At 67.7% G+C, this 26916-nt stretch carries 21 protein-coding genes and 1 pseudogene; 6 read left to right on the plus strand and 16 right to left on the minus strand.

The window, feature by feature from the left end:
- Together QZV94_RS07500 and QZV94_RS07505 are read right to left on the minus strand one after the other, a co-directional pair.
- Nucleotides 1-457: SDR family NAD(P)-dependent oxidoreductase (locus tag QZV94_RS07500; protein ID WP_293677187.1), on the minus strand; the 457-nt coding region annotated here is incomplete at its 3' end.
- Nucleotides 458-562: 105 nt separating this feature from the next.
- Nucleotides 563-1498, minus strand: a complete 936-nt coding sequence (locus QZV94_RS07505; RefSeq protein ID WP_293677188.1) for a glutathione S-transferase family protein — start codon at nt 1496-1498, stop codon at nt 563-565.
- Nucleotides 1499-1730: 232 nt separating this feature from the next.
- Here QZV94_RS07505 and QZV94_RS07510 point away from each other — a divergent pair, with 232 nt between their 5' ends.
- From QZV94_RS07510 to QZV94_RS07520, 3 genes are all read left to right on the plus strand, one after another.
- Nucleotides 1731-2963, plus strand: coding sequence for an amidohydrolase family protein (locus QZV94_RS07510; RefSeq protein WP_293677189.1), 1233 nt, complete (start codon nt 1731-1733; stop codon nt 2961-2963).
- Between the two features lie 56 nt (nt 2964-3019).
- Nucleotides 3020-4861: an NAD(P)/FAD-dependent oxidoreductase gene (locus QZV94_RS07515; RefSeq protein WP_293677190.1), complete on the plus strand. Its 1842-nt coding sequence runs from the start codon at nt 3020-3022 to the stop codon at nt 4859-4861.
- Nucleotides 4862-5027: 166 nt separating this feature from the next.
- Nucleotides 5028-6200, plus strand: a complete 1173-nt coding sequence (locus tag QZV94_RS07520) for a cytochrome P450 (protein ID WP_293677191.1) — start codon at nt 5028-5030, stop codon at nt 6198-6200.
- Nucleotides 6201-6210: 10 nt separating this feature from the next.
- On the opposite strand, the gene QZV94_RS07525 is transcribed toward QZV94_RS07520, so the two are convergent.
- The 9 genes from QZV94_RS07525 to QZV94_RS07565 form a co-directional block, all read right to left on the minus strand.
- Nucleotides 6211-7017: an SDR family oxidoreductase gene (locus tag QZV94_RS07525; protein WP_293677192.1), complete on the minus strand. Its 807-nt coding sequence runs from the start codon at nt 7015-7017 to the stop codon at nt 6211-6213.
- A 156-nt stretch (nt 7018-7173) separates the two neighbouring features.
- Nucleotides 7174-11193, minus strand: a complete 4020-nt coding sequence (locus QZV94_RS07530; protein ID WP_293677193.1) for a TonB-dependent receptor — start codon at nt 11191-11193, stop codon at nt 7174-7176.
- A gap of 39 nt (nt 11194-11232) precedes the next feature.
- Entirely contained in the window at nt 11233-11460 is a 228-nt protein-coding gene (locus tag QZV94_RS07535; protein WP_293677194.1) for a hypothetical protein, read from the minus strand.
- Between the two features lie 258 nt (nt 11461-11718).
- Nucleotides 11719-12375 (minus strand): TetR/AcrR family transcriptional regulator, encoded by a 657-nt coding sequence (locus QZV94_RS07540; protein ID WP_293677195.1) that lies wholly within the window; start codon nt 12373-12375, stop codon nt 11719-11721.
- A 136-nt stretch (nt 12376-12511) separates the two neighbouring features.
- Nucleotides 12512-13768, minus strand: coding sequence for a hypothetical protein (locus tag QZV94_RS07545; RefSeq protein WP_293677196.1), 1257 nt, complete (start codon nt 13766-13768; stop codon nt 12512-12514).
- On the minus strand, nt 13737-14441 hold the full coding sequence (locus tag QZV94_RS07550) for an ABC transporter ATP-binding protein (protein ID WP_293677197.1): 705 nt from the start codon (nt 14439-14441) through the stop codon (nt 13737-13739). Before QZV94_RS07550 ends, QZV94_RS07545 begins: the two co-directional genes overlap by 32 nt.
- 11 nt (nt 14442-14452) lie before the next feature.
- Nucleotides 14453-15670, minus strand: a complete 1218-nt coding sequence (locus tag QZV94_RS07555) for an ABC transporter permease (RefSeq protein WP_293677198.1) — start codon at nt 15668-15670, stop codon at nt 14453-14455.
- The gene (locus QZV94_RS07560; protein WP_293677199.1) at nt 15667-16887 is read right to left on the minus strand and encodes an FtsX-like permease family protein; all 1221 of its coding nucleotides are present in this window, start codon (nt 16885-16887) and stop codon (nt 15667-15669) included. The genes QZV94_RS07555 and QZV94_RS07560 overlap by 4 nt, the downstream gene beginning before the upstream one ends.
- A 1-nt stretch (nt 16888) precedes the next feature.
- Nucleotides 16889-17503, minus strand: a complete 615-nt coding sequence (locus QZV94_RS07565; protein WP_293677200.1) for an outer membrane lipoprotein-sorting protein — start codon at nt 17501-17503, stop codon at nt 16889-16891.
- Between the two features lie 281 nt (nt 17504-17784).
- Here QZV94_RS07565 and QZV94_RS07570 point away from each other — a divergent pair, with 281 nt between their 5' ends.
- Nucleotides 17785-18507 carry a TetR/AcrR family transcriptional regulator gene (locus tag QZV94_RS07570; protein ID WP_293677201.1) on the plus strand — a complete coding sequence of 241 codons (723 nt, stop codon included), beginning with the start codon at nt 17785-17787 and terminating at the stop codon, nt 18505-18507.
- A 13-nt stretch (nt 18508-18520) separates the two neighbouring features.
- Here QZV94_RS07570 and QZV94_RS07575 read toward each other — a convergent pair whose 3' ends face one another.
- The 3 genes from QZV94_RS07575 to QZV94_RS07585 all read right to left on the minus strand — a co-directional run bounded on the left by QZV94_RS07575 (nt 18521) and on the right by QZV94_RS07585 (nt 22487).
- A complete protein-coding gene (locus QZV94_RS07575; RefSeq protein WP_293677202.1) occupies nt 18521-19546 on the minus strand; it encodes a phosphotransferase family protein in 1026 nt (341 codons plus the stop codon).
- Nucleotides 19543-21282 (minus strand): class I adenylate-forming enzyme family protein, encoded by a 1740-nt coding sequence (locus tag QZV94_RS07580; RefSeq protein WP_293677203.1) that lies wholly within the window; start codon nt 21280-21282, stop codon nt 19543-19545. The genes QZV94_RS07575 and QZV94_RS07580 overlap by 4 nt, the downstream gene beginning before the upstream one ends.
- Before the next feature lie 227 nt (nt 21283-21509).
- Nucleotides 21510-22487 (minus strand): NAD-dependent epimerase/dehydratase family protein, encoded by a 978-nt coding sequence (locus QZV94_RS07585; protein ID WP_293677204.1) that lies wholly within the window; start codon nt 22485-22487, stop codon nt 21510-21512.
- Between the two features lie 224 nt (nt 22488-22711).
- Here QZV94_RS07585 and QZV94_RS07590 point away from each other — a divergent pair, with 224 nt between their 5' ends.
- The gene (locus QZV94_RS07590) at nt 22712-23509 is read left to right on the plus strand and encodes a glutathione S-transferase family protein (protein WP_293677205.1); all 798 of its coding nucleotides are present in this window, start codon (nt 22712-22714) and stop codon (nt 23507-23509) included.
- Between the two features lie 125 nt (nt 23510-23634).
- Nucleotides 23635-24639 carry an amidohydrolase gene (locus QZV94_RS07595; protein ID WP_293677206.1) on the plus strand — a complete coding sequence of 335 codons (1005 nt, stop codon included), beginning with the start codon at nt 23635-23637 and terminating at the stop codon, nt 24637-24639.
- Nucleotides 24640-24687: 48 nt separating this feature from the next.
- Here QZV94_RS07595 and QZV94_RS07600 read toward each other — a convergent pair whose 3' ends face one another.
- Nucleotides 24688-26451, minus strand: a complete 1764-nt coding sequence (locus tag QZV94_RS07600) for an alpha/beta hydrolase (protein ID WP_293677207.1) — start codon at nt 26449-26451, stop codon at nt 24688-24690.
- A gap of 290 nt (nt 26452-26741) precedes the next feature.
- Nucleotides 26742-26916, minus strand: a pseudogene (locus tag QZV94_RS07605) (hypothetical protein); the annotation flags it as partial.

Here is a 26916-nt window from a genome sequence, read left to right on the forward strand (position 1 = left end):
CGATCGACGCGGTGTTGATGATCACCCCGCGGCCATCATGCAGCAGCGGGATGCCAAACTTGCAGAACAGGAAGACGCCGGTGAGGTTGATGTCGAGGATGCGCTTCCAGTCCTCCACGGTGCAGTTCACCGTGTCGTCCATCTTGATGCCCATACGCTCGGTAGCGGAATAGCCGATGCCCGCGTTGTTGTAGATGATGTCGAGCCGGCCGAACCGGCTCTTGGCCTCGGCAAGTACGCGCTGCACATCGTCTTCGTTCGCCACGTCGCCCGCGACGCCCGCCGCCTCGCCGCCGGCCGCCAGGATACTGTCGACGGCCGCTGTCACGGACTCCTGGTCCAGGTCGTTGACCACGATCTTCGCGCCTTCGCGGGCGAAGAGCTGCGCGGCGACGAGGCCCTGCCCCCGACCAGAACCCGTAATCACCGCCACGCGGCCAGCCAGCTGCCCAGTCATCTTGCGTTTTCCTCCACGCCGCGTCTAACGCGCGGTCCGGCTTTCTTAGAGCGCCCTATAAAAATAGAGCAAGCGAGTTTCACATCAGGCTTGACCGCGGGAGCCTCACGCCCGCTGCACGACGAAGCCTGCGCGCGGGAAGTGCAGCACGACATCCCCGACGCGCGGGTCGCTGCGCCGGATGGCGATGCGCGTCGCGGAACTGGCGACCAGGGTCCCGGCCACCTTGTCGCGACCGTAGTCCTCGGCGTTGACCGTCACCGCGTCGCCGGGCGCAAAGCCGTTCGGCTCCTCGGGATCACGGCGCTCGGACGTGGTCGAGGTGGCGGCCTTGGCGATGTCGAGGGCCTCCGCGGGGGTGATCTCGCTGCGGCGGCCGTGGCCGATCGCCTTCACCCGATCCTCCCAGGCGCGCAGGTGCGGCACGGCGCCCAGCTTGTCGATCAGGGCCCCGTTGACCCAGCGCAGGAACGCCAGGTTGTAGAAGCAACTGGCGTCGGCGTGCCCTGGCGCATCGCCGAACAGGAACTTCCGTCCGTCGGCCAGCTGGGCGTCGACCCATGCAAAGTGCGCCCGCAGCTGGTCGAAGGCGTTGGGGATCGCCGCGTGCTGCTCGACCGGATCGAACTCGCGTTCGAACAGCGCCTCGCGGTCCTTGGTGAAGGGGTCGGTGCGCTTGACGACCGGCTGCCCGGCTCCGAGCACCGCACAGACAAGGGTGAATACCGGACGGTCCTGCCAGTAGGCGATCGCATTGGAGAGGCCCTTGTCGCCGCCGGCGTACATCGAGGGCGTCGGGAAGCGCGCCTCCAGCTCATCCAGGATGACCTGGCTGTCGCAATAGACGTCCGCGCCGATCTGCATGACCGGGATCTTGCGGTAGCCACCGGTCAGCGGGATCAACTCCGGCTTGGGCATGATCACCGGCTGGATGCAGGCGTTCCACGCCAGGTCCTTGAGCCCGAACACCACCCGCACTTTCTCCGAGAAGGGAGAGATGTCGTACTGGTGGAAGATGATTTCGTTGGACCGGTCGGACATGCGTTCCCCTCCATCGCTCGCCGCGGCGTCGCGCCGCAGGAAGCTCGCCTGGCCGCGTCTGCTGCGCGGCGTGTGGCGCCTTTAGAGGGCTCCCCCGAAAGCGAGGCAAGCCCGATATGGCGCATCGCTGCGTTGTCAGCCTCAAAAAACTGGAGCATGCTCCAAGTTCGAAGGGCGCTCTAAAGAAGCGCCGACGATAGGCTGGGCCCGGCGGCCCTGTTCGGAGGATGGAATGGCTGACGGCTTCGTACTCGAGATTCCGGAAATGGTGGGCATCCCGCTGGCTGCGAAGCGGCAGGCCCAGCAGGCCACGAAGGCGTGGCCCGAAGGCACCGTCATCGTCTCCGCTGACAGCCACATGATCGAGCGCGACTGCTGGTACGACCAGTTCCCCAAGAAGCTGAGGGACAAGGCGCCGCGGATCGAGTTCAAGGACGGCGGCTATCATTTCTCGCTCGGCAAGATGCCGATGCTGCCCATGGAGCTGGCGGTCGGCCTCTGCGAGGCCATGGAGTGCAATCCCGGCCTGTCGAGCCCCACGGCGCGCCTGAAGGACCTGGATATCGAGGGCGTGGAGAAGGAGCTGATCTTCCCACAGCGCCTGTTCGGCCTCTACATCATGGGCCACGAGGAGACCCGCGAGGAGATCTTCTCGATCTACAACGAAGACATCGCCGTGCGCTGCGCCGAGGGCAACGGGCGCCTCTATCCGGTGATGATCCCCAACTTCTGGGACCTGTCGAAGTCCGAGGCTTCGCTGCAGCGGATCAAGGAGCTGGGCGGCCGCGCGGTGATGCTGCCGAACAAGCCCGGCAAGGACAGCGCCGGCAAGCCGATCTTCTACAATGACCCCGCGCAGGACCCCCTGTGGGCGGCGATCGAGAAGTCGGGCCTGCCGATCTGCTTCCACATCGGCGAGGCGGTGACCCAGGCGCTGCATGGCGCTGCCGGCACTGCGCTGATCGTCCAGATGCAGGGCTTCCGCCAGCAATGGGGGATGCTCACGTTCAGCGGGGCGTTCGACCGCTTCCCCGGCCTGAAGGTGGTGTTCGTCGAGGGCGGCCTGGCCTGGGTGGCCTCGATGCTCCACGACGCCGACATGGGCTATAACTCGTTCCCCAACGCGATGAAGCCCGAGCTGGCGCACCCGCCGAGCTGGTACTGGCGCAACCACTGCTACGCCACGTTCATGACCGACCCGGTGGGCCTGCAGGTCATCGATCGGATCGGCCCTGAGACCGCGATGTGGTCGTCGGACTATCCGCACCAGGAGAGCACGTTCGGCTATACGCGCAGTGCGATCCAGGCGGTGTTCGATAGCGTTCCCAACGTCGCCGACGCCCAGAAGATCGTCGGCAAGACCGCCCTCGACGTCTTCAACATGCACGAGCCCTACTACATCCCCGTGCCGGAGAAGCCGAAGCGCGTGCGGGCGAAGAAGGCCGCTGCTGAGGTCGCTGCCTAAGGCCGGCGTCCGCTCCGCACCCATCCCAACCAACCGACGACGGCGTGGCGCGCCCGATGCGCCACGCGCTGGAGATCACCATGGACGACGCTGCGCCCTTGAGGAAACTGGACCTGGATTTCGATCCGGACGCCATTCGCGAGAGATACCGGCAGGAGCGAGACAAGCGCCTGCGTGACGACGGGCACCTGCAGTACATCCAGGTGGAAGGCGAGTTCGCCGAGTACGCCGAGGTGGACCCCTATGTCCTGGCCGAGGACCTTATCGAACGGGCGCCGCTTACCGACGAGATCGACGTGGCGGTGATCGGCGGCGGGTTCTCAGGAATGCTGGCGTGCGCGCGCCTGAAGGAGCTGGGCGTCAACGGCATCCGGCTCATCGAGGCGGGCGGCGACTTTGGGGGCACCTGGTACTGGAACCGCTATCCGGGCGCCCAGTGCGACATCGAGAGCTACTGCTACCTGCCGCTGCTCGAGGAGCTCGGCTACGTCCCGAAGGAGAAGTACTCCTACGGCACGGAAATCTACGAGCATTCCCAGAGGATCGGTAAGGCCTACGGCCTCTACGACCTGGCCTGCTTCCAGACCCGGGTGCGCGAGCTGCGCTGGGACGCCGAGATCAAGCGCTGGCACATCCTCACCAACCGCGGCGACGACATGAAGGCGCGCTTCGTGGTCATGTGCCTGGGCACCGCCAGCCGGGCCAAGATGCCGGGCATTCCCGGCATCCACGACTTCAAGGGCCACAGCTTCCACACCAGCCGCTGGGACTATGGCTACACCGGCGGCGACACCAACGGCGGCATGACCAAGCTGGCCGACAAGCGCGTCGCCCTCATCGGAACCGGCGCCACGGCGATCCAGTGCGTCCCGCGCACCGCCCAATACGCCAAGGAACTGTTCGTCTTCCAGCGCACCCCTTCGTCCGTGGACTATCGCGGCAACAAGCCGACGGATCCGGAGTGGGCCAAATCGCTGGAACCGGGATGGCAGCAGGCCCGGCGCGCCAACTTCAACGACGTCTTCTCCGGCAAGCCGGGCGTGGTGGACGAGATCGCCGACGGCTGGACCGAGATCGCGCGCACGATGATGTCGCTGCCCAAGACGGAGCAGCCGCTGACGCCGCAGGAGACGGCCGAGCTGCTCGAACTGGCCGACATGAAGAAGATGAACGCGATCCGCGCCCGCGTGGACGCCGACGTGACCAAGGCGGACGCCGCCGAGGCTCTGAAGCCCTGGTACCGTCAGATGTGCAAGCGGCCCACGTTCAACGACGAGTACCTGGCCGCGTTCAACCGCAGCAACGTCCACCTGATCGACGTTGCCGAGGCCAAGGGCGTCGAGCGGATCACGGAAAAGGGGCTGGTCGCCAACGGCCAGGAATACGAGGTCGACTGCATCATCTACTCGACCGGCTTCGAGGCGAATGGCGAGCTGCGTCGCCGCGTCGGCTTCGACATCTACGGCGTGGACGGGCTGTCGCTGTATGACCACTACACCGATGGCTTCCGCACCCTGCACGGGCACTCCAGCCATGGGTTCCCGAACTGGTTCTACGTCGGCATCTCGCAGAACGCGATTTCCATCAACATCACCGCGATGCTGGACGACCAGACCAAGCACGTCGCGTACATCATCAATGAGACGATGAAGCGGGGCGCCGAGACGGTCGAGGCCACGCACGAGGGCGAAGAGGCCTGGGTGGAGGTGATGCGGTCTATGGCCGGGGCCGACGGCTCCTTCCAGCGCGACTGCACGCCAGGCTACTACAACAACGAAGGCATCACCCGCGGCGTGCCCAAGAACGGCGGCATGTACGTGCTCGGCATCAACGCCTTCAACAAGCTGCTCGCAGAGTGGCGGGAGAAGGGTGACCTGGCCGGGATGGAGCTGCGCTGATCGGCGGCAGGTGTTTGTCCGACGGGGTTCCCGCAAGCTGACTTGACGCGACCGTCCGGGCGTTGACGCGCCCGGACGGTCGGAACATCGTTGCGGTCTCGCTGACAGGAGTTTCCTTTTGTCGTCCGTAGAGGCCCCAGCCGATCGCCGCGCGGTCCCGGCGCATGTGCCGGCTCACCTCGTCACGGACTTCGACATCTATGCCCCGGCCCGGCCGGGTGAAGAGCTCCACGCCGCCTGGGTGCGTTTCCAGGCCTCGACCGACCAGCCCTACCTCTGGTCGCCGCACTACGGCGGTCACTGGATCGTCATGTGCAGCGAGGACCTGATCGACATCCACGCCGACTCCGAGCGCTTCTCGTCGGTGCGCAACGTGCTGCCGGCCGTGGCCCGGCCCGTGCCGCTGGGCGCCCTGGTCCAGGACCCGCCGGAGCATGCGGATTTCCGCAGCTTTTTGAATGCGGGCCTGTCGCCGCGGGTGGTGCGGGGCGTGGAGCGGGACGTGCGCGCCCTGGCCGTCGAGCTGGTGGCGGGCATCGCGCCGCGCGGGCGCTGCGACTTTATCGCCGACTACGCCGAGATCCTGCCGCTGACGGTGTTTCTGCGCCTCGCGGGGCTGCCGGTTGCGGACCGGGCGTTGCTGGCCGACTGGGCGGCGCAGAACACACGCAATCCCGACCCGCAGGCCCGCAACGCGGCGGCCAGGAACATCCGCGCGTACCTGCGCCCGGTGCTGGCGGCGCGGCGCGAGCGGCCGGGTGACGACCTGCTCAGCCGGGTGGTGGTGGCGCAGGTCCAGGGCCGCCCGATCACCGAGGCCGAGGCGCTGGGCGCGGCCACGCACCTCACGATCGCCGGCCTGGACACGGTGGCCTCGCTGCTGGGGTTTGTGATGCGGTTCCTCGCCAGCCATCCCGCGCATCGCCGGGCGCTCTGCGAGGACCCAGGCCTGATCCCCGGCGCGGTGAAGGAGCTGATCCGGCGCTTCCCGCTGGTGGTCCAGGCGCGCGAGGTGCGTCAGGACATGGAGCGGCTGGGCGTGAGCCTGCGGGCGGGCGACCTCGTGGCCGTCCCCAGCATGCTCTACAACCTCGACCCGGCGATCTATCCCGACCCGTTGACGGTGGACTGGCGGCGACCGGTGATGGCGACGTGCAGCTTCGGCGCCGGCATCCATCGGTGCCCCGGCGCGCCGCTGGGCCAACGCGAGTTGAGCCTCACCCTGGAGGCGTGGCTGGCGCGGATTCCCGACTTCGAGATCGATCCGTCCGTGGAGCCGCCGCGCGAGCAGGCCGGCATCGTCGCCACCCTGGACCGGCTGCCCCTCCACTGGGGCTAGGCGATCCGGGTCAGCCGGCCTTCGCCGGCTCGACGTTCATGAACAGCGAACCCCCGCCGAACTGGTCGCGGACGGCCTCCGGGGTGAGGGTGGCCGACTTGTCGAGTTCCACCAGTTCGGGCGGCACGTACCAGTGCAGCTTGTCGGAGTGGTAGGCCTCCCACACGACCTTGGCGACTTCCATCGGCGGAATGGCGCGGAACATCCCCTCCGGCGGCGCCGAGGCGACGGCGCCCGGTGGCAGGATGGGCGTATCGATCAGGCCCGGCAGGACGTCGGCCACCTTGATTCCAAAGGCCCTGAACTCCACCGACAGCGCCTCCGAGAGGCCCTTCACGGCATGCTTGGTGGCGGAATAGACGGCGATGCCGGGCATGCCGAAGGTCGCGGACGATGAGGAGGTGGTGAAGCACATGCAGCCAGGCGTCGCCTTCAGCAGCGGCAGCGCCTCGTGGATGCCGATGAGGACGCCCACGAAGTTGACGTTCACCACGGCCATCACATCCTCGAACGCCTGGTCGGCGAACGGTCCGCCGCGGCCGATGCCGGCGTTGTTGTAGAGGATGTCCATCTTGCCGCCGGTGGCCTCGCCGAAGGCGGCGAGCGCGGCGCGGTAGTCCGCTTGGTCGGTGACGTCGAGGCGGCGCACGAGGCAGTTGTCGCCGCCCAGTTCGTCGCGCAGGCTGGCCAGCCCGGCCTCGTTCACGTCGAAGCCGCCGACGAACCAGCCCTTGCCGTGGAACAGGCGCGCGGTCTCGCGGCCCATGCCGGACGCCGCGCCGGTGATGAAGATCGACTTGCGGCCGTTTGCGCCCATGGCGAGGCTCCCTGACTGTCTCGATGATCGATGCAGGGTGGTGTAGCTGCGCTGCGCGTTGATCCCAAGCCGACTCCGACAGCGTGTGGAGGCGCAGGCGAAAAAAGGAGGAGCAGCTAAGCTGCTCCTCCAGGCATGGGTGCAAGCAGGCGTCGGCTAGAACGCGTAGCGCACTTCCAGCGACCAGATCCGCGGCGGCTCCAGGTAGAGCGACTGGAAGCTGAGGTTCTGTGGCGGCAGGGTGACAAACCCGTTGACCACTTCCTGGTCGAAGACGTTGGTCACCGAGCCGATGATCGTCACGCCGCTGTCCGGGTGGGCCCAGGTGAGCCGCAGGTCCGTCGAGTCGCCGCCCTTGACGCGATGCAGCGGATTGTTGAACAGCGTTTGGTACGACTTGCCGGTGTAGTTGAAGGTCCCCGAGGCGATAAGACTGCCGCCTGCGAAGTCCCAGACATAGGAGGCGTTGACCGCCCCCTTGTGCTTCGGCGAGCCGGCCGGCTGGTTGCCCACCAGCGACTGACCTTGCGTATTTTCGACCGCACCGATGATGGGCGTGCCAACCGGCTTGGCGCCGGGTTGCAGGGCCGCGGGGTCGGCGCCGTCGCTGTAGCAGCAGCCTTTCTTGATCTGGCTGTGCAGGTAGCCGTAGTTCGCCAGGATGGTCAGGCGGTCGGTCGGCCGCCAGGTGGTCTCGAGTTCGAGGCCGTAGTTCTCCACCCGGGGCAGGTTGATGAGCTCGTTCAGCAGGATCGTGCCCTGGATCCGGGCGTTCAGCGCCTGCAGGCCCTTGTAGCGGTAGTAGAAGGCCGCCGAGTTGATCTGGAAGCGGCCGAAGTTCTCCTTCCAGCCGCCTTCGAAGGCATCGACGTACTCCGAGCCCACGAACGGGTTGGCCAGGGCGGAGCCCAGGTTGTAGCCACCCGACTTAAAGCCGCGGCTGTACTTGCCGTAGATGAGGCGGTCGTCGTTCGGTGTCCATTCCAGGCCCAGGGTGCCGGTGAGGGCCTTGTAGCTCTTCTTCAGATTGCGGCGGATCGGGCACTCGAATTGGGGGAAGACCCGGACGAAAGGCGGCACCTCCGCCACCTGTGGTCCGGGGACGCAGGTGCCGACCACGATCTCGAAGGGCGTGAACGGGCTGCCCGGGCCGAAGGCGCCGGCGGGGAAGCCGGTGACGAGCCAAGCGTTGAAGACGTTGTCCTCATACCCCTTCTTGGTGTCCTCCGACCCGCGCAGGCCGAGCGTGAACTTAAGTTGGGGCGAGAACTGGTAGTCGATCTGGCCGTAGATCGCCTTTGACGTGGTCTTCAGCGTTGTGTCGTAGCGATAGAGGTTCGACGAGTCCGGGCTCTCGTTCGGCGCGGAGGTCCCGGCTATCGTGATGATGTTGTTGCCGGGTTCATTGAGAGAATCGAAGTGTAGTCCTGCGTTCTGCTTGGCGCGATAGTAATACAGGCCGAGGATGTATTGCAGCGGCCCGTCTCCGGTCGAAGAAATGTTCAGCTCATGGCTGAATTCCTCGTCAGTGCCGGGGAAGGAGAGGAGCGTGTCGTTGTGGATGTTCCGGAATTGACGCTGCACGCCGGGCGTGGCGATGTCGCAATCCTCGATGGCGTCGAGGGGCGTCGCCCTTGTCACGGTGCCGGGCGGCGTGATCAGGGTCAGGCAGTCGAAGGGGAACGAGATGTCCTTGTTGTCGACCGCGTTGCCGTCGACAACGATGTTGGTCTCGAAGGTACGGTAGCCCGTCGAATACTTCACGTCGAAGGCATCGGCGTGGTAGACCATCTCACCGATGACTTGATACGAGTTATCGAGGGTCGTCCGCCGCGGCTGGTCGGTGCGGAACTTGCGATGGTCGGTGACGCCCGGCGACGTGCCCGATTGCAGGCCGTAGAACACGTAAGGGATGCCTTCGCCGCGGACGTTGATGCCGTAGTCCGTGATGCCGGTCTCGTTCCGGGGCCGGGTGAACGAGTCGTTCGCCGTGAACCGGAGCCAGGCGTCGAACCGCTCGTTCGGCTGGAAGGCCAACTGAGCGTCGAAGGACCAGCCGTGCCCGACGCCGCCTTCGTCCGGGCCGCCGGCAGTGTTCTTGTAGTAGCCTTCGTTCTGATCGAAGTAGTTGAAGCTCAACGCCGCGGAGAACGCGTCCGACAGGGGCCCCGTGACCCGGGCTTCCCCGACCAGCCGGCCGTAGCTGTCGATCGAGCCGCGCGCCTCTCCACCGAACGTCGTGCTCGGCCGCTTGGAGATGGTGTTGACCGCGCCGCCGACCGAGTTGCGGCCATAGAGGGTGCCCTGCGGCCCGCGCAGCACTTCGACGCGTTCCACGCGGAGGGTCGAGCCGCTGAGGCCGGCCACCGAACCGGCGTAGAAGCCGTCGTCGTAGACCGAGACGCCCGGGTCGGTGCCCAGTTGCTGGGTGAGTCGGCCGATGCCGCGGACGGTGATCCGGTCGACGCCGGGGTTATAGGTGACGCCCGGCGTGAAGTTCAGCTGCTGCTGGGCGCTGATGATGCCGGTGGTATCGCGCATCTCGGACGTGAAGGCCGTGACGGAAGAGGCGACGTCCTGCAGGTTTTCGGCCCGCTTCGAGGCCGTAACGACGACTTCTGTGACGGAAACCCCATCGCGGGCCTGGGCCCAGGCGCCGCTAGGCGCGGAAGCGGCCGCAGCCGCCAATAAGATCGTTCCGGCCGAGCACGCCAAAGCGCGCCGCCGTGTATCGCGTGGAATCCTCATTGTTCGCTCCCTGGATCCGCTGTTCTCGAGGACAGCGTTGCAACCAGGAGGTTCAGGGCAGAGGTCACCCCGAGTCAACAAATTATAACGAGTTATAAGAACATAGTTCGTTGTACGCTGATCTTGATTGAGCCGCGTCGCGCCCGCAAGCCCGCCCACCGCGATGCGCAAAAAAAAGGGGGCAGCTAGGCTGCCGCCGTTGGCGGCCAGGAAAGCCACATCGAGGCCGTTCTCAAGGGACATGTTGATCACCGCTTCGGCCGCGCCTTCGCCGCGCTCGGCGGCGATGTCTCCGAGACGCCGGCCGACGTAGGCCGCGGGCGCCCGGTCGCCGCCGCGGACGACGAGGTTGCTGAAGATCGCGGAGCCGCCGTCGGGGCCGGCGTCGGCGATCATCTGCTTGACGGTGGCCGGGTCGGCCAAGGCTTCCAGGCGCTTGTCGAGCGGCTGGCGCAACGTCCGGAACCAACTGGGCAGACGCGCCAGGAACAGCGAGGGGTTCAGCATCGAGAAGGAGATGTCGATCGGCCGGGTCTGCATCTGCGGCCAGACGCGCGCGCCGCGGGCGAACTGTTCCTCGACGCGCGCCAGGATCCGCGGCGCCGCCTTGGGCGTGAGCTTCGAATCAAACACCGGCGAGAAGGTGGTCGGAATGCCGTGCTTGAGCGACAGCTCGGCCAACTGGTCGATGCGCGCGATGGTCAGGTCGGCGTCATAGAACTCCGGCACCACCTGCAGAATCCGCCCGCCGGCCTCGCCGAGCACTGCGCACAGGGCATCCAGCTCGGCGTAGTCTGCGAACCGGCTCGGCACCGGGCGCCCGTTGGCGTCGACGTCGATGAAGCTGGTGGAGAGCCCGATGGCGTTGGCCGCCAGGCACTCGCGCAACAGGTCCTGCATGGCGCTGACCTCGTCCGGCGTGGCGGGACGCTCCTGCGAGGCCGGGCCCATGACCCAGAGGCGGATCAGGCTGTGCCCGACCAGCGGCGCCACGTTGATCCCCAGGTCGGGCGTAATCGTGCGGCAATAGCCGGCGAAGTCTTCCCACGTCCACTTGGCGAACTTCTCGGTGAAGGCCTCGGCGGGCATTTCCTCGATCTGCTGGAACATGCCGACGACCGCGGCGCGGTCGGCGACCCGCAGCGGGGCCAGAGAGAGCGAGCAGTTGCCCGGGACCACGCAGGTGACTCCGTGTTCCAGCGCGGGGCGCGCGTGCCCGTCCCACAGGAGTTGGGCGTCGAAATGGGTGTGCGGGTCGATGAAGCCCGGCGCGACCACGCGTCCGGTGGCGTCGATCTCCTGGCGCGCGGCGCCCTGGATATCGCCGACGGCGGCGATGAGGCCGTCCTGGATCGCGACGTCTGCGAGGTAGCCGGGAGCGCCGTCGCCATCGACCACGGTGCCGTTGCGGATGATCACATCATACACGTGGAGCGTCCTTTTCGGTTCTATCCAGCCGCGCCGGGGTCATCCCAGGGGCGGTTCGACGTAGATCACGTCGCTGCAGAGTAGCAGACCCGGGGGTTGCCGCAGCGCGAAGACGTGCAGGTTGAGACTGCGGATACGGTCTGCGGCTTCCTGCGGCGGCGCTTCGGGCAGGACGCGCGCGGCCAGGCTTTCCAGCGTCTCGCCGGCCAATGGGGTGACGAAACGGCGCTGACGGGTGAGCGTCCGCGTTGCGGTCTCGGAAGTCATCAGGCGCCTTGTTGCTCGTGTGCCAGAGAAATTGGGCGGCGAGGCAGCCCTCGCCGCCCCAAAGTATCTCCGAGGAGGAACACCAGTATGGGGTCGGGCGCGGGGTGCGGATATTCGCATCAAGTTCTCAAGACGTTCCTTTGATTTAAGTCATTGAATTACAAGTGGTCTGGTCAAATCGACAGGGCTTTGGCCGGGCGTTTCGGCGCCTGATCGGAAAGTTAGAGTCGCATCTAGATTGAGGCCTTCCAGCGGGCCTCAGGCCGCCGCCGCCGCCACCGAGGCGGACGACTCCGAAACCCGGCTTAGGGCCATGCGGCAGGTGAGGCGGGCGACCTCCCGGGTGAGCTTGCGGCGCTCCTCCTCCGGCCCTTCCAGGAGGCTGATCTGCATCATGCTGGCGGAGACCATGTGGCCGATGATCCAAGCGTCGGCCTCCGGCATCGGCAGGTCGAGCTGGTTGCCGCTGGTCAGGCGGATCTCCTGGGACATGTGGATGAGCTGGCTCGCCGCGGCCACGGCCGCGGGTAGCCGGAACAGATGCGGCGCTTCGGCGCCGAGCCGGGAAAACACCGGGCGCTCCTCGACCAACACGTGCAAGGCGCTCAACAAGAGATGCTCGGTCGCGGCCTGGCCAGCCAGGCCGCGCTCAACGCATTCCGCCAGCGCGCCACGCATGGTCTCCAGGAGCCGCTCCATGGACCGGACCACCAGTGCGCCGGCGACCGCGTCACGGTTGGGGAAGTACTGGTACAGCGTGCCGACGCTGGCCCCCGCCCGCATCGCAATCGCGTGGGTCGTGAGGCCGTGATAGCCACGGCTCTGCAGGCCTTCGGCGCAGGCGTCCAGGATGGCCTGGACCGTGGCTTTGGACCGCTGCTGCCGGGGCAGCTTGCGCGGCTCGATCGTCGGCATCCGCCTGGCCTCACTCGTCCTGTATGCGCCGCGGAACAGGCCCGCCTTGCCCCCGACATTCGTGGGGTGGGACCTCATATTTAGAGTGCACTATAGCGATCGCGCGAGGTCAAGCGCCCTGACCCGCGTCATCTCGTCAGAAATACCGGCGCAGTTGCAGGTAGAGCCGGGCCGGCGGCGCCACGAAGGTCTGGCTTGCGGGCGCGAGGGGCAGGCCACCGAACTCCGTCCTGTGGCCGCCGATGGGAGCCTGGGCGCCGGCGACCAGGGTGAGGTTGTCGCCGAGCGAGACGGTGGCGCTCGCAAGCAGCAGGACGCTGCCGTCGTCCAGGTTGGCGATGACGGTCGGGCCGGCATTGAGCAGCGGGTTCACTTCCAGGGTCATCCCCGCCGAGAGGTAGTTGCGGCGGGTGCTGAACAGTTGGCCTCGGGACAGCCGGTCCAACAACTCGGGCGGCAGCGAAGCCACGTCGAAGTTCCGCTCGCGAGCGCCGAATCCGTTGTGGAAGTACTCCGCGAACAGCGTCGCGTTGCGGCGCATCAAGGTGGCTGAGTAGCTGATGTTCGCCAGCCCCGAGACCCGCGTGCCGCCGCCGTCCAGAAAAGTCGGGACCACCTCGAGGTTCCAGGTGGCGCCGCCCAGGGCGCCGTTGACGCCCACGGCGGCCACCCAGTCGCCGTGGTCGCGCGCCAGCAGCCAAGTGGTCCGCCGCCCGGCGATGGTGGTGTGCAGGTGCGCGGCGGCGGAACTGGCGTCGGACGAGGCCCGAGCGCCGCGGCGGGGTGGTCGAGGCACCACTATGAGCTGGACATCCGACCCGTCGGCAAACAGCCGCTGGACATAGATCATGTCGACGCCGGGCTTGTATTCGGTGTCGGTGGCGGTCGGCGAGAACGGGTTGAACAGGTCCATGGGCCGGAACACCAGACCGCTGCCCCAGGTCAGCGCTTGGCGGCCGACCCGCACGACGGTCTCGGCGGTGCTGTAGGTCAGGGCGAGGCGGTCGATGCGGTGGGACCCGGTCAGGTGGCCATCGTCGGCGAAGGTGTCCTCAAGGTCGACGAGAGTCGCAGGCGGGGCTGTCAGCGGGCCGCGCGCGCGGGCCAGGCGGGCGCTGTCGCCGTACGATGCACTGGCGTTGTAGTGCACCGAGAAGCTCCAGCGGTCCCAGCTGGGCTCCCAGGTCAGGCGCAGGTCCGCGGCGAGGTCGTTGCGGTTGCGAGCTCCGAGCGCTGCGTCGAGGCTGTCTTCCCGGGCGAAGGCGGCGGTGTCCTGCACCTCGATCCGGCCATGGATCGGCTCGGCGCGGGCGGGCGAGCCCAGGCAGAGGGCGAGGGCGGCGAGCGCCGCGGCCGCCAGCTCAAGCCGCGATGTCCGCTCCCCGCCGCTCATCGGCCGTGATCCTCCCGTCGGTCATTTCGATGTGGCGGCGGGTGTGGGCGATCACCCGCGAGTCGTGGGTGGCGATCAGGAAGGTGATGCCGGAGGTCGCGTTGAGCTCCGCCATCAGGGCGATCAGCTCCTCCGCGTTCTGGGAATCGAGGTTGGCGGTGGGTTCGTCCGCCAGCACGATCGCGGGGCGGGAGGCCAGGGCGCGGGCGACCGCGACCCGCTGCTGCTGACCGCCGGACAGGCGGGACGGCCTTCGGTCCTCCAGCCCCTCCAGGCCGACCTGACGCAGCACCTCACGTGCGCGAGGCCCGCGTTCGGCCGGCGGCACTTTCAGCAGGCGAAGGATGAACTCGACGTTCTCCAGGGCGGAGAGGACCGGGATCAGGCTGTAGGTCTGAAAGACGAAGCCGATCTTGTGCAGGCGCAGGTCGGCGAGGCGGGCCTTCGGCATGCCGGAGATCGGTTCCCCGTCGATGCTGATTTCGCCGCCGGTGGGCCGGTCGAGGCCGCCGATGAGGCTGAGGAGCGTGGTCTTGCCCGAGCCCGAAGGGCCGGAGAGGGTGGCGAAATCCCCAGCCTGGATATCGAGATCGATGCCGCGGAGGGCGGGAACCTCGACATCGCCTTGACGGTAGATCTTCTCGACGCCGCGGCACTGGATAATGGAGCTCATGTTCGCCTCAGTCAGAGTTCGGCCATAGCCACGACGGGATCGACGTTGGCTGCGGCGCGCGCCGGCCAAAGGGCGGCGCCGATGCCGAGCACCCACACCACCAGGCAGGAGCCTGCCGCGGCCGCCGGATCGATGCGCGGATAGAGGATCTGTCCCATCCCGATCAGCTCCATCCCTTGCGCCAGGAAGCCCGTGTCGAGGCCGCCGAGGAGCGGGACCACCGTAAGCAGCATCAGCACGATGCCGACCAGGATGCCGATGCCGATCAGCATCGCCGATTCCAGGGTCACCTGGAGGACGATCAGGCCGGGTCGCATGCCCAGGGCCTGTAGGAGGCCGAACTCCCGCGTCCGCTCGAACACGGCCATGAGCTGCGTGTTGACGATGCCGATGGCCATCAACACGAACATGATCATCAGCCAGATGCCCACGTAGGTCTGGGAGAAGGTCTCGATGGTGTAGGCCATCGGGGAAAGCGTGGTCCAAGGCTGGATATCGAGGGCTGGCGCGGCCGACTTCAACGCGCTGACCACGCCGTCGAGGTTGGCGTCGTCTGCGCCGAAAAGGCTGATTTCCGAGACGTCGTTCCCGACGCCGAGGATTCCCTGGGCGGCGCGCAGGCTGGTGAAGGCGTATTCGTCCTGGGCGCCCTGGGTGCCCCCGAACAGTCCCACGATGGTGAAGCTGGTCTCCGCCAGGCGCCCGTCACTGGACTGGACGAGGATGATCAGGCGCTTGCCGATGCGCGTCTTCAGCTTCTCGGCGAGGTGCTGGCCGATGACGATTCCGGGGTCGGTGTCACTGGACAGATAGCGCCCGGCGACGACCTGCGCCGGCATGTCGGACACGGTGCGTTCTCTTGCGGGCGACACCCCGAGCAGGGTGATTGAGCGCGTGCGGTACTCGCTCTGAACGATGGCCGGCACGCGCACCCGAGGCGCCCAGGCGTCCACCAGTGGAGAGTCCAGCGCGCCGAGCAGCGAGCCGCCCGGCGTGGGCATCCGGCGGGCGACGCTGGGATCCTCGAGATAGCCGGGGGCGTGGATTTGGGCTTCGCCGGTGAGCAGGCGCAGGCTGGTCTCCCGGCTGCTCGTGCCGAAGGCCTTCAGCATCACGTCGAAGGTCAGGATCGACCAGACGCCGACCGCCACCACCACCAGAGTGATCAGGGTGCGCCGCGGATTGCGCCACAGGTTGCGCCACGCGATCGAAGCGAACATGCCGGTCATGCGCCCCTCATGGCCAGGGCCGGTGTCAGGCGCGCCACCCGCAGGTAGGGCACGATGCCGCCGATCAGGATCGCGACAAAGATCGCGCCGGGCCCGATTAGTGCGCTCAAGGGTGAGAGTGCGGGGTAGAGCCTGGGCGGCAGCCCGAACTGAGAGAGCAGGTCCGCCATGCCGGGAATGAGGACGCCTTGGTGTTGCAGCCAAAGGGTGATCCCGCCGCCGATCGCCAGGCCCGCGCCGCAGCCAACCAGCGCCAGTCCCACCAGCTCGATCCAGACCATTCGTCCGATCATGTGCGGCTGCATCCCGACGGCCAGCAACATCCCGAACTCCCGCGTCCGCTCCAGCACCGACATCAGCAGGGTGTTCAGGATGATGAAGGCCACCACCACCACCAGTGTCAGGAAGAACATCATCGAGGTGGCGATCTTCAGGGTTATTCCGTCACGCATCGCCGGTTCCATCGACCCCCAATCGCGCACGATAACGCCCTGCTTGCGGGCCAGCTCTTGAAGCGCCGGCATCGCGTTGTTTACCCCCTCGAGGGTCGCGCCTCCCAGTGCGATCGTGTTTGCGAACCCGGACATGGCGAAGGTTTCCTGGGCCCGGGCGAGCGGCATCTCCAGGATGGAGCGGTCGAGCTCCGGTATGCCGCTGTGATAGATGCCGACGACGCGCAGCACGTCGGCCGAAACCGACCCGTCCCGGCCGGATCCGAGCACGGTCACCTTGCTTCCGACCGTGACACCGAGATTGCGCGCCAGGATATCGCCCAGGATCGCGGCGTCGCTGTCGCCAGGCGCGAGGTAGCGGCCCTCGCGGATCATCGAGCCGATAGAGGAGATTTGCGCCTCGCTCGCGGGGTCGACACCGACGACGGCCGCTCCATAGCTCCGTTCGCCGTTGGCCAGGATGGCGAAGCCGTTGACCCGGGGGGCGGCCGCCGTCACGCCATCTATCATCGTGGCCTCCCGGGCCAAATCCTCTGGGCGCGCGATCGTGCGTTCCAGCCCGGGGTCGTCGGCGTAGCCCAGCGGCTGCAGCTGCGCGTACCCGGTGAAGATGCGCAGCGTGGTTTCCTTCATCACGCCGTAGACGGCGGTCTGGAATGAGACGACGCACACCAGCAGGGTCGAGACGAGCGCGATACTGAGCAGGCTCAGGATCGTACGCTGTGGCCTTCGCCACAGGTTGCGCCAGGCCAGAGCGACAAGCATCCTACTGCCTCGGGTTCTGCAGGTTTGACAGGGTGAGCAGCCAAGCCGGCACGCTGACATTGAACTGTCCGGCGGTGGTCTGGACCCGGGTCCATTGGCCGGGCATGTCCAGCGGATACATGGTCATCGTCACGGGATACGGACGTCCGCCCAGCGGAGCGATCTCGTCGGTCTGCATGCGGCGAGCCGGCTTCATGTCCTGGTCGAAGAAGACCTGCTCAGTGACGACGTAGTCGTCGCGGACCTTGACGTTGACCTTGCCCCAGACGACCGGCGCGCCGGGCTTGGGTTTGGCCTCGATCGTCCAAACGGTGCGCCCGCGGACCTGTTCAGCGCCCAGGAGGCGGTGGTTGAACTGGTCGACCAACTCGTTGGACCGAGCCAGATCGTTGTAGGAGAAGTCCGATCCCATCCAGGACTGGCTCAGCATGCTGGCCGGAAGCTTGATCACCTGGTTGAGCCGTGGATTGAACACCCAGGTCTCGCGTCCGAGTTTCAGGGTGGCGTTGCCGGCATCCTTCGCCGGGGCGATGAAGCGGACCAGGGCGTCGTACTCGCCGCGGGTCCAGGACTTCAGCTGCATGCGCCGTTCCCAGGCCGGACGATGGATGGTCATGGCCAACGTCGCCTGCGAGCTGCTGGATCGGTAGTTTTCAGAGACACGCCGCAGAATGGACGTCGCGTCTGGCGCCGGCGCGGCCATCGCGGGCACGGCGGAAAGAACCAACAGCATCAGGATGGTAAGTCCGGCACGCATGACTCAGCCTTGCCTTATGAACCAACTTCGGGCATTGCTAACAGACCGACGGTCGGTCTTGCAAGTGGATCATGTAGATGGAAGGGCGATTGCGACGCGTTGACGCTCCGGACGGCTCGCCGCAGGGGGCGAAGAGACGGGTGGTCAAGGCGCCGGCGGTCCGCCGCGCCGAGCTTCTCGACTGCGCGCAACGCCTGTTCATGGAGAAGGGCTACGAGCGCACGACGATCAATGACGTGATCGCCGCGACCGGCCTGTCGAAGGGCGCGTTCTACCACCACTTCCGCGCGAAGGAGGATCTGCTGGAGGCGATCACCACGCGGTTTGGCCAACAGGCGGTCGCGCGCGTTGCCGGCGTGCAGGAAGACAACTCCCTCAACGCATTAGAGCGGATCAACCGCCTGCTGACCCTGACGCGCGAATGGAAGATCGAGCACCTTTCGGAACTGCGCGCGACCTTCACCACACTGCTGCGTCCGGAGAACGAGGTGTTGTACCACCGCATCGTGGGCGCGGTGTTCGCGGTCATGGCGCCGACCGTGACGGCGATCATCGAGCAGGGGACGCGGGAGGGCATGTTCGACGTCCTGGATGCGCGCGCCACCGCTGAGGCCGTCCTGGGCATGAATGACGGGCGGCGCGTCGTCGTCGTCGCCGCCATGGACCGCGCGGACCGTGGAGATGTCGATGGTGCGGTGGGTCTGCTCATGCAGCGGGTGCGGGCCGAGGAAGCCGTGATCGAACGCCTACTGGGCCTGCGGCGCGGCAGTATCGACCTGGCCGGGTCGCCCGACACCGTCCGCGAGATGCTGGTCCTCTGGGCCGAGGCGCCGACGCGGCTGGATCAATCGACTGCGGCCTAGAGCCGGGCGTGGTTCAGGCGCCGGCGCGTTGGGCGAACCGCCATGCCGCCGCCGCGAGCATCGGCGTGCGGACGGCGAGCGCGGCGGCCTGCGGATCCCGCGCCGTCCCGTCGCGGACCCGGCCCACGATGCCCTCGATGATCGCGGCGAGCCGGAACATGTTGTAGCTGAAGAACCAGTCCAGCTCCGGAAGACCGTCACGGCCGGTGAGCTGGCAGTACTGGGCCTCGAGTTCCGCCCGGCTCGGAAAGCCCTCGCCGGCAGGATCGGCGAGGTCGGCGATCGGGCCGTTGGCCCAATTCATGAGCAGGTAGGTGAGGTCGCAGATCGGTTCGCCGGTGGTCGCCAGTTCCCAGTCCAGCACCGCGGCCACCCGCGGCTCGGTGGCATGGAACACAACGTTGTCGACCTTGTAGTCCCCGTGGATCAGAGTCGTGCGCGTCTGCGGTGGGATGGTGCGCGGCAACCACTCGATGAGGCGCTCCATGTCCGGGATCTCGCGGTCGGCCGAGGCCCGGTACTGCTTCGTCCAGCGCTCCACCTGGCGGGCCATGTAGTTGCCCGGGCGGCCGAAGTCCTCCAGCCCGCAGGCCGCGAGGTCGACGTTGTGCAGCCCCGCAAGCGTGGAGACCATGGAGCGGTAGATCGCGCCTCGGTCCTCAGGGCTGATGCCGGGCAACAGCGGGTCCCGGAGCATCCGGCCCTCGGCCTTTTCCATGACGTAGAACATGCTGCCGATGATGGCGTCGTCTTCGCACAGGGCGTAGGGCCGCGGCACCGGAAGGCCCGCAGGGTGCAGGGCCGCAAGCACCCGGTATTCCCGGTCCACGGCGTGCGCCGACGACAGCAGCCGCCCCGGCGGCTTGCGCCGCAGCACATAGCTCCGCTCAGGCGTCCGCAACTCGTAGGTGGGATTCGACTGGCCGGCGTCGAACGGGCGCATCTCCACCGGCCCGTGGAACCCGGGCACGTTGGCGGTGAGCCAGGCCGACAGCCGGGCGAGGTCGTCGCCGGCCGAGGTGTCCGCGCTTCCGCTCATGCGCGGGCCTCCGCGAAAGCGAGCCTCAGCTGTTGCTTGAGCACCTTGCCCGTGGCGGTGCGCGGCAGTTCCTCCGACGTGGTGCGGATTGCGCTCGGGATCTTGAACCGGGCGAGCTTGTCGGCGAGCGCAGTGCGAAGGTCGTCGGCGAGGTCCTGGCCAGAGTCTTCCGGATCGATGCGGATCACCGCGGCGACTTCCTCGCCGTACTCGGGATGCGGCAGCCCGATCACGGCGGCGTCGCGCACCCTCGGGTGTTCCAGGAGCGCGGCCTCGACCTCTGCGCAGTAGACGTTCTCGCCGCCGCGGATGATCACGTCCTTCTTGCGGTCGACGACGTAGTAGAACCCCTCCGGGTCCACGTAGCCGAGATCGCCGGTCCGGAACCAACCGCCCCCGAAGGCGGCCTCCGTGGCTTCGGGATTGCCCCAGTAGCCGGGGATCACGTTGGGTCCGCGCACCCAGAGTTCGCCGATCTGGCCGCCCGGCAGGTCGCGGCCATCGTCGTCGACGACGCGGATCTCGGCGCAGACGACGGGCCGACCGACGCTGTCAGGCCTGGCGAAATAGTCGGCGCCGCCGTTGACGATCACCGCGCTGGTGGTCTCGGTGAGCCCGTAGCCGTTGCCGGCCGCGGTGCGCGCCTGGAACTGCGAGCCGATCGTGCGGATCAGGTCCGGCGGCACGGGCGCACCCCCCGACGAGATCCCCAGCAGGCTGTCGAGAGTGGCGCCTGAGGCCGCCGCCGCCTCGAGAAGCTGCCGCACGACGATCGGCACGCCGGCGACACTGGAGAGGCGGTGGTCCTGGACCAGCTGGATCGCCTCGGCGGGCGACCACTTGTACATCAACGCCATACGCGTCCCCATCGCCGTGCAGGCGAGGAGACCGCTGAGACCGCCGATATGGAATAGCGGGAAGGTCTGCAGCATGCCGGGTTGTGGGGCCGCAGGATCGGGCTGCGCATCTGCCGGCAGGCCCATCATTACGCGGGCGAGCGCGCCCGACAGCAGGCCGTTCGTCAGGTTGGTGAGGTGGTTGCGATGGGTGGCCATCGCGCCCTTGGGCTTGCCGGTAGTGCCCGACGTATAGAGGATCGTCGCCAGATCGGTCGGGCCGATGTCGGCGTCCGGCAGGCCGCCGTCGCCGCCCAGGATCTCGGTGAGGTCGATCCCGCCCGGTCCCGCATCGCCCCGGCGGACGACCACCAGAGTCTCCTCGCGCACGCCTTTGATCAGTGAGCGAAGCCGTTCGAGGCGTTCGCCGTCGACGATGAAGGCGGAGGGCTGCGAGTCCTCGAGCGCGAACTCCAGCTCGGCCGTTATCCACCAGGCGTTCAGGGCCACCACCACCGCACCGATCGCCTGACAGGCCCAGAAGCCGACGCTCCATTCCGGATAATTCCGCATGCCGATCGCCACGCGGTCGCCCTTGCGCACCCCGTGGGCCAGCAGGTGGCGGGCCAGCGCGCCGACCCGGCGAAGGTGTTCAGCGTAGCTGATGACCTCGTCCCCGTAGACCAGGAACGGCTTGTCGCCCTGGGCGGCGGTCGCCTCCAGCACTGCGCGCAGGGATGGCGGCGCGTGCTTGTAGACGCGCAGCGGATAGCCGGCGGACTCGTCGATGGTGAGTTCGAATGGACCGCTCTGCGTCAGGCTATGCAGGATCTGCTGCCGGTCGGGCGTTGCGGGGGTCGGGTCCGAGGCGGCGGAAGGGGCCGTTGCGGTGTCGCTCATCGTGGCGTCTCCATGGGTCAGGCCGAGTGCTTTGCGGCGGTCGATGTCCGCCAGAGAGCCTCGGCTTCTTTGTGTTGGGACGGAGGCGCCGGGATCGGCGACCGCCTTGCGAGGAACGCGTGGACCACGGTTCCTCTCCCGAAAGATTATAGCGCGATCTAAATATCCTGCGGCAGCGTCGGCAAGGGGCTTCGTCCGTCAGGCCGTCGTTTGCGCCAGGGGGCGCCTCAGACGCCAAGCTCCTGGAGCAGCGCTTCGTCGCGGCTGAAATCGAACTCGTAGCGATCGCGCCCCTCACGAACGAACCAGTCGTAGCTGTCGCGATAGCCGTCCTCGATCCCGAACTGCGGCGTCCAGTCGATGTCGTGCAGGGCCTTGTCCACCGCGAGGATGGCGGTCCCGGCGACGCCTTCCCCCCAGTGCAGGAGGGGCGGATTGAGGCGGCGCGCCAGGTCGCTCGGCACGTTGACGATCTGCACGGTCTTGCCCATGGCGCGCGCGATCAGGTGCATGACGCCGACGATGGTGGTCACCTCCGTCCCGGACACATTGTAGGCTTCGCCCTTGACCCTCTCGTTGCCGATCAGCGAGGCCATGAGTCGCGCCACGTCCTTGGTGTGCACCAGCGACATCGCCGCGAATCCGTCGCCTGGGATCAGGATAGGCCGGCCCTGCTCGATCCGCGCAAAGAAGCCCGGGTCGCGGGTCGCGGCCGGACTCCGCGGCCCCAGGGTGTGGCCGACCCGCAGGATCGTTACCGGCAGGCCCTCGGAGCGCCACAGACCGAGCAGGTGATCCTCGCACTGCACCTTGCCGACCCCGTAGGCGGTCCGGGGATCGGCATTGTCCGGCGCATGGCGCTGGAAGTCTTCGCGCAGCGGCTGGACGAAGCTGCGGCGATAGACGGCCTGGGAACTCGTGAAGACATAGTGCCTGACCCGCCCGCGGAAGAGCTCGATCATCGGCTCCATATCCGCCGGCCGGTAGGCGGTGTGATCGAAGATCACGTCGAAGGCGTCGCGGTGAGACCCTAGCGCTTCCGCAAGCGCGCCCGGCTGGGTGCGGTCGCAGTGGATGCGCCCCACGCCATCCGGCAACGGCGACTCGTGGCTGTTGACGACGGTCACCTCGTGGCCGCGCCGGGCGAGTTCGCGGACGAGGTCCAGTCCGATGTAGCGGTTGCCGCCGGTGACCAGCACGCGCATGTCAGGTTCCTCCAAACGCCGCACACGACCGCGCGCAAATGCGAAGCGGCGCCGCATCGCCGGGCGCGGCGGTCCCAGCCGCAACGGATGTTGGGCCGACGTCCGTCACGGAAGCAAAGGGAAATGGCGAGTTACTGCGCGCCCCTGGCGGCCGGCGGTTGCGGCGAGGCTGTTAATCCCCTACCGCGTTCATCGACCGCGAAATCCGGCCCCGAAAGGTACCCATGCTTCGACTCTACGACCACCCGTTTTCGCCCTACGCCCAGAAGGTCAAGATCTCGCTCCGCGAGAAAGGCCAGGAGTTCGAGATCCCCCTGCCCGAGGGCATCGGCGCCGGCGGCGCGCGCGGCGAGTTCGTTGAGGCGAATCCCCGCGCCGAGGTGCCCGCGCTCATCGACGGCGACGTGAAGATCTTCGATAGCACCATCATTCTCGAGTACATCGAGGACAAGTGGCCCACCCCGCCGATGCTGCCGAAATCCCCGGCCGAGCGCGCCCGCGTTCGCATGCTGGAAGAGGTGATGGACACCCACTACGAGGCCATCAACTGGGGCCTGGGCGAGATCCGCAGCTTCAAGCGCGCCACCGGCGACCTGGCCAAGAAGATCGAGGCGCGGGCCGCCGAACAGACCCAGGGCTACTTCCGCTGGCTCGAGAAGCAGTTGGGCGACCGCACCTGGTTCAACGGCGACTATTTCGGCTGGGGCGACCTCGCCGTGATCCCGTACCTGAACGGCTCGCGGGGCCACGGGCACCACGTGCCCGAGGGCACGAAGCTGGCCGCCTGGATGCAGCGGGCCAACGAGCGTCCCAGCGTGGCGGCGACCACCAAGGACATCACCGACATGCTCTCAAGCGGCGCGCCCGGCATGGGCGACGTGGCCGAGATGGTCGAGAAGGGCCTGTTCAAGCGCGAGTACCGCGATCACCGCCTGGAGTGGATGATCAAGGTCGGCGGCATGGAGGTCATCCTGAAGGGCCTCGAGCGCGACAACATCCGCTTCGGCCCGGAATTCGGCTGACGGATCGAGGGCCGCCCCAACCGCGGCCTCCGTCACGCTGGCGCGCGAGCTCCTGACAGACCTGGGTCTGGCCAACCGCTGCGACAAAGCTGCATGGTCACCTTAGGTCTGAAGGGAGCCCGCCTATGCCAGAACCCGCGCCGGTCGAGGAGGTTCTCGAGCCGAACCTGCGGATCTGCGATCCGCACCACCACCTCTGGGACTTCCCCGGCAGCCGCTACATGCTTGGGGAACTCCTCGAGGATACCGTCGGCGGCGGCCACAGGGTCGAGAGCACCGTCTTCGTCGAGTGTGGCGCCTTCTATCGCCCCGGCGCCCAGCCCGGATGGGAGTTCGTCGGCGAGGTGGAGTTCGTAAACGGCGTCGCGGCCATGGCCGCCAGTGGCCGCTACGATGAGGCGGGGCGCGCGATACTGGCCTGCGAGGGCATCGTCGGCCGGGCGGACCTGACCATGGGCGCGGCCGTCGAGGCGGTGCTGGAGCGGCAGGTTCGCGCCGGCAACGGCCGCTACCGCGGCATCCGTCACGCGGGTGGCTGGGACGCCAGCGACGAGGTCCGCAACAGCCACACCAACCCGACCCAGGGGCTCTACGCGTCGAGCGCCTTCCGCGAAGGGTTTTCCAGGCTGAGCGGGCTCGGGCTGTCGTTCGAGGCCTGGCAGTACCACCCGCAACTGCCCGAGGTGATCGATCTAGCCCGCGCCTTCCCGGAGACGCTGGTCGTGCTGGATCACGTGGGTGGTCCGCTCGGCATCGGCCCCTACGCCGGCAAGCGCGACGAGGTGTTCGCCGCCTGGCGGGCCAACGTCGCCGAGCTGGCCCGTGAGCCGAACGTGTGGGTCAAGCTGGGCGGCCTGGGCATGCCGATCTGTGGCTTCGACCATCACCGGCGCGACGTGCTGCCGGGGTCCGCCGAGCTGGCTGAGGCGTGGCGACCGTACATCGAGACCTGTATCGAGGCGTTTGGGCCGCAGCGGTCGATGTTCGAGAGCAACTTCCCCGTCGATCGGGCCAGCTGCAGCTACGCCAACCTCTGGAACGCGTTCAAGCGCATCACCGCCGGAGCCTCCGCCAGCGAGAAGGGTTGGCTCTACCGCGATGCGGCGCGGAGGTTCTACCGCCTGCGGTGAGGGCCGGCATAGCCGTCGGAGCGACCCGCTGCGTGGCGGTCCGCCTCGTCAGGACCCGACCGCCTCGGCCACCAGGTCGGGATGGGACGCATGGACGAAACGGCCCCCGTCCGGCACCCGCAGGCATTGGTGCCCTGGCAGGACCGAGGTCCAGAGCGCATCGGAGTCGCGCGATTGGTACAGAACGTCGTGCTCGCCCACGATGCGGACCCAGTTCGAAGCGTCGTCTAGCTGGGGCGGCCGCCAGGTCAGGAATTCGCGCTGCTCATGCACGAAGCCCCAGGTCGTGCGCAGGCCGCAGAGCCGGGCGGATTCCACGTAGTCCTCCACCGCATCGCGATTCCGGAGCAAGGCCATATCGGGCGCGCTGCCGTTCAGCGACTGGCGGGTCAGACGCTCGATCACCTTCGGGCTGGCCCGCTGCACCAGGAAGGTGGCGACCGGCTCTATCAGGTCGGGGTGTTTCACGAAGGTGCGCTTGGCCTGGTTGAGGAACCCGTCCCAGCGGCTGTCGAGGCTGTAGGGCGTGAACGGGTTGATGAGGACGCCCCGGGCCACAAGCGCCGGGTGGCGGCGGGCGAGTTCGAGCGCCACGCCCTCGCCGCCGCGGGCGATGATCCGGACACGTTTCAGGCCAAAGGCGTCAATGACGGTCAGGACATCGTTGAGGGCAGTGTCCTGGCGGCCGCGCTCCGGCGCGTCGGTGAGCCCGAAGCCCGGCCGTTCTATCGCGATGGGCCGAAGTCCGCGGCGGTGCAGGGCCCGCACCAACCCGCGGTCCAACAGGCATCCGGTGGTGGCGCTATGGAAGAGCAGCGTGGGTTCGCCGCTCGCGGGGCCGAAATCGGAGAGCGCGATGCGGCCCGCCTCGCCGCGGCGGCTGACGAAGCGCAGAGGGCGCAGCGCGCTCCACGACCCGGCGATCGCCAGGTTCGGATTGATCGGCAGGCCGAGCAGTACGGCGGCTTCGGTGACGAGGCGGCTGAGGTCGGTGCTGCTGCGCAGCCGGAAGCGCTCGAACAGCACCTTCAGGTCGTCCTTGAGGGTGTGCTCGCCGATCCGCAGCGTTGCGGCCGCCTCGGCCCGGGTCAGGCCCAGCGCCAGCAACACCGCGGCCCCGGCGCACCGGACTGTCAGGCCCAGGGCGTGGCCTAGGCCCGGCGCCTGGCTCAGTTGCAGATCGCCGCCGCCCACCGCCGCGTGCAGGAGGCGGACGAGATCGGTCTGCCGCTGGGCGCCGGCTTTGCGCATGGCGAGCTTGAGCGCCTTGCGCGCCGTCTCGTAGCCGGTCCCCGCCCGGCGCGCGCCCTCGATGAGGTCTCCGGCGGAGATGAGCCCCAGGACGGTGCGCGCCTCGACCGGCGTGAGCCGCCAACTCCGGCAGGCCCGCTCACCCAACTCGCGGTCCTCGAACGGCCGATAGGCGATGGCCACGGCCGCGCAGCCCTCCAGGTCCTGGCGCAGGCCGCCGGGGAGGGCCCAACCGTCGGCGTCGCTAGCGCGGCCCAACAGCACGACCGTCGTCGCGCCGTCTGCGGCGGACACCACCGCCAGCCGCGGCTCGCGATCGCCGCGAAGCCAGTCCTCGACAGCGTGCGCCACTTCGGCGGCGTCGAGCCAGCGGCCGAAACGCTCGTCCCCAGCGAGGAGATGGCCGTCACGATCAAAGCTGGCCATGGCGAGAGCGGACGCCGGCACCGTGACGGGGGCGCCGCCGATCTGCGGCTTGGCGATTGCGATCGACGCGTCGACGAACTGCAGGAAATCGTCCGTCGCGTCGTCGATGCGAATGCCCAGGTCTACGCGCGCCATTGTGCCCTCATTGGACCGGTTGCGGCGCGCCACTCAAGGAACATCGCCTCCCGCCTGCAAAGGCCACGCCATGGCAGGTCAGCGGCGTCGGCTTCCCGACCAACGGTCAAAAAAAGCGGGTCCTTCCGGGCGTAGGGCGTGATCCTGACGCGCTCCGGGGCGTCCGGCGCCGCCATGCAGACGGAGGAGGTAGAGCGGCATCAGGAGGACGATCATGCAATTGCCTGCGCCGAGCCGGGCTGTCGCTCCATGGCGGCGATCCGCAACGGCGCTGCGGACGCAGGTGGGATCTAGACCGCCTTCGGAAGGCCCGTTCGCTTGCCCGAGAGCGACATCCCGCGCCGACCGGCGAGGATCAGCACGGCAGCGCCGATAGCCGCGGAAAGCAGGGATCCGATCAGCACCCCCACCTTGACTTCGTTCTGAAGGGCCGGCGCGTCGGGGAACGCGAGAAGCCCGATGAAC

Origin of the sequence: uncultured Phenylobacterium sp., from assembly GCF_902826855.1 — a bacterium.
Lineage (GTDB): Bacteria > Pseudomonadota > Alphaproteobacteria > Caulobacterales > Caulobacteraceae > Phenylobacterium.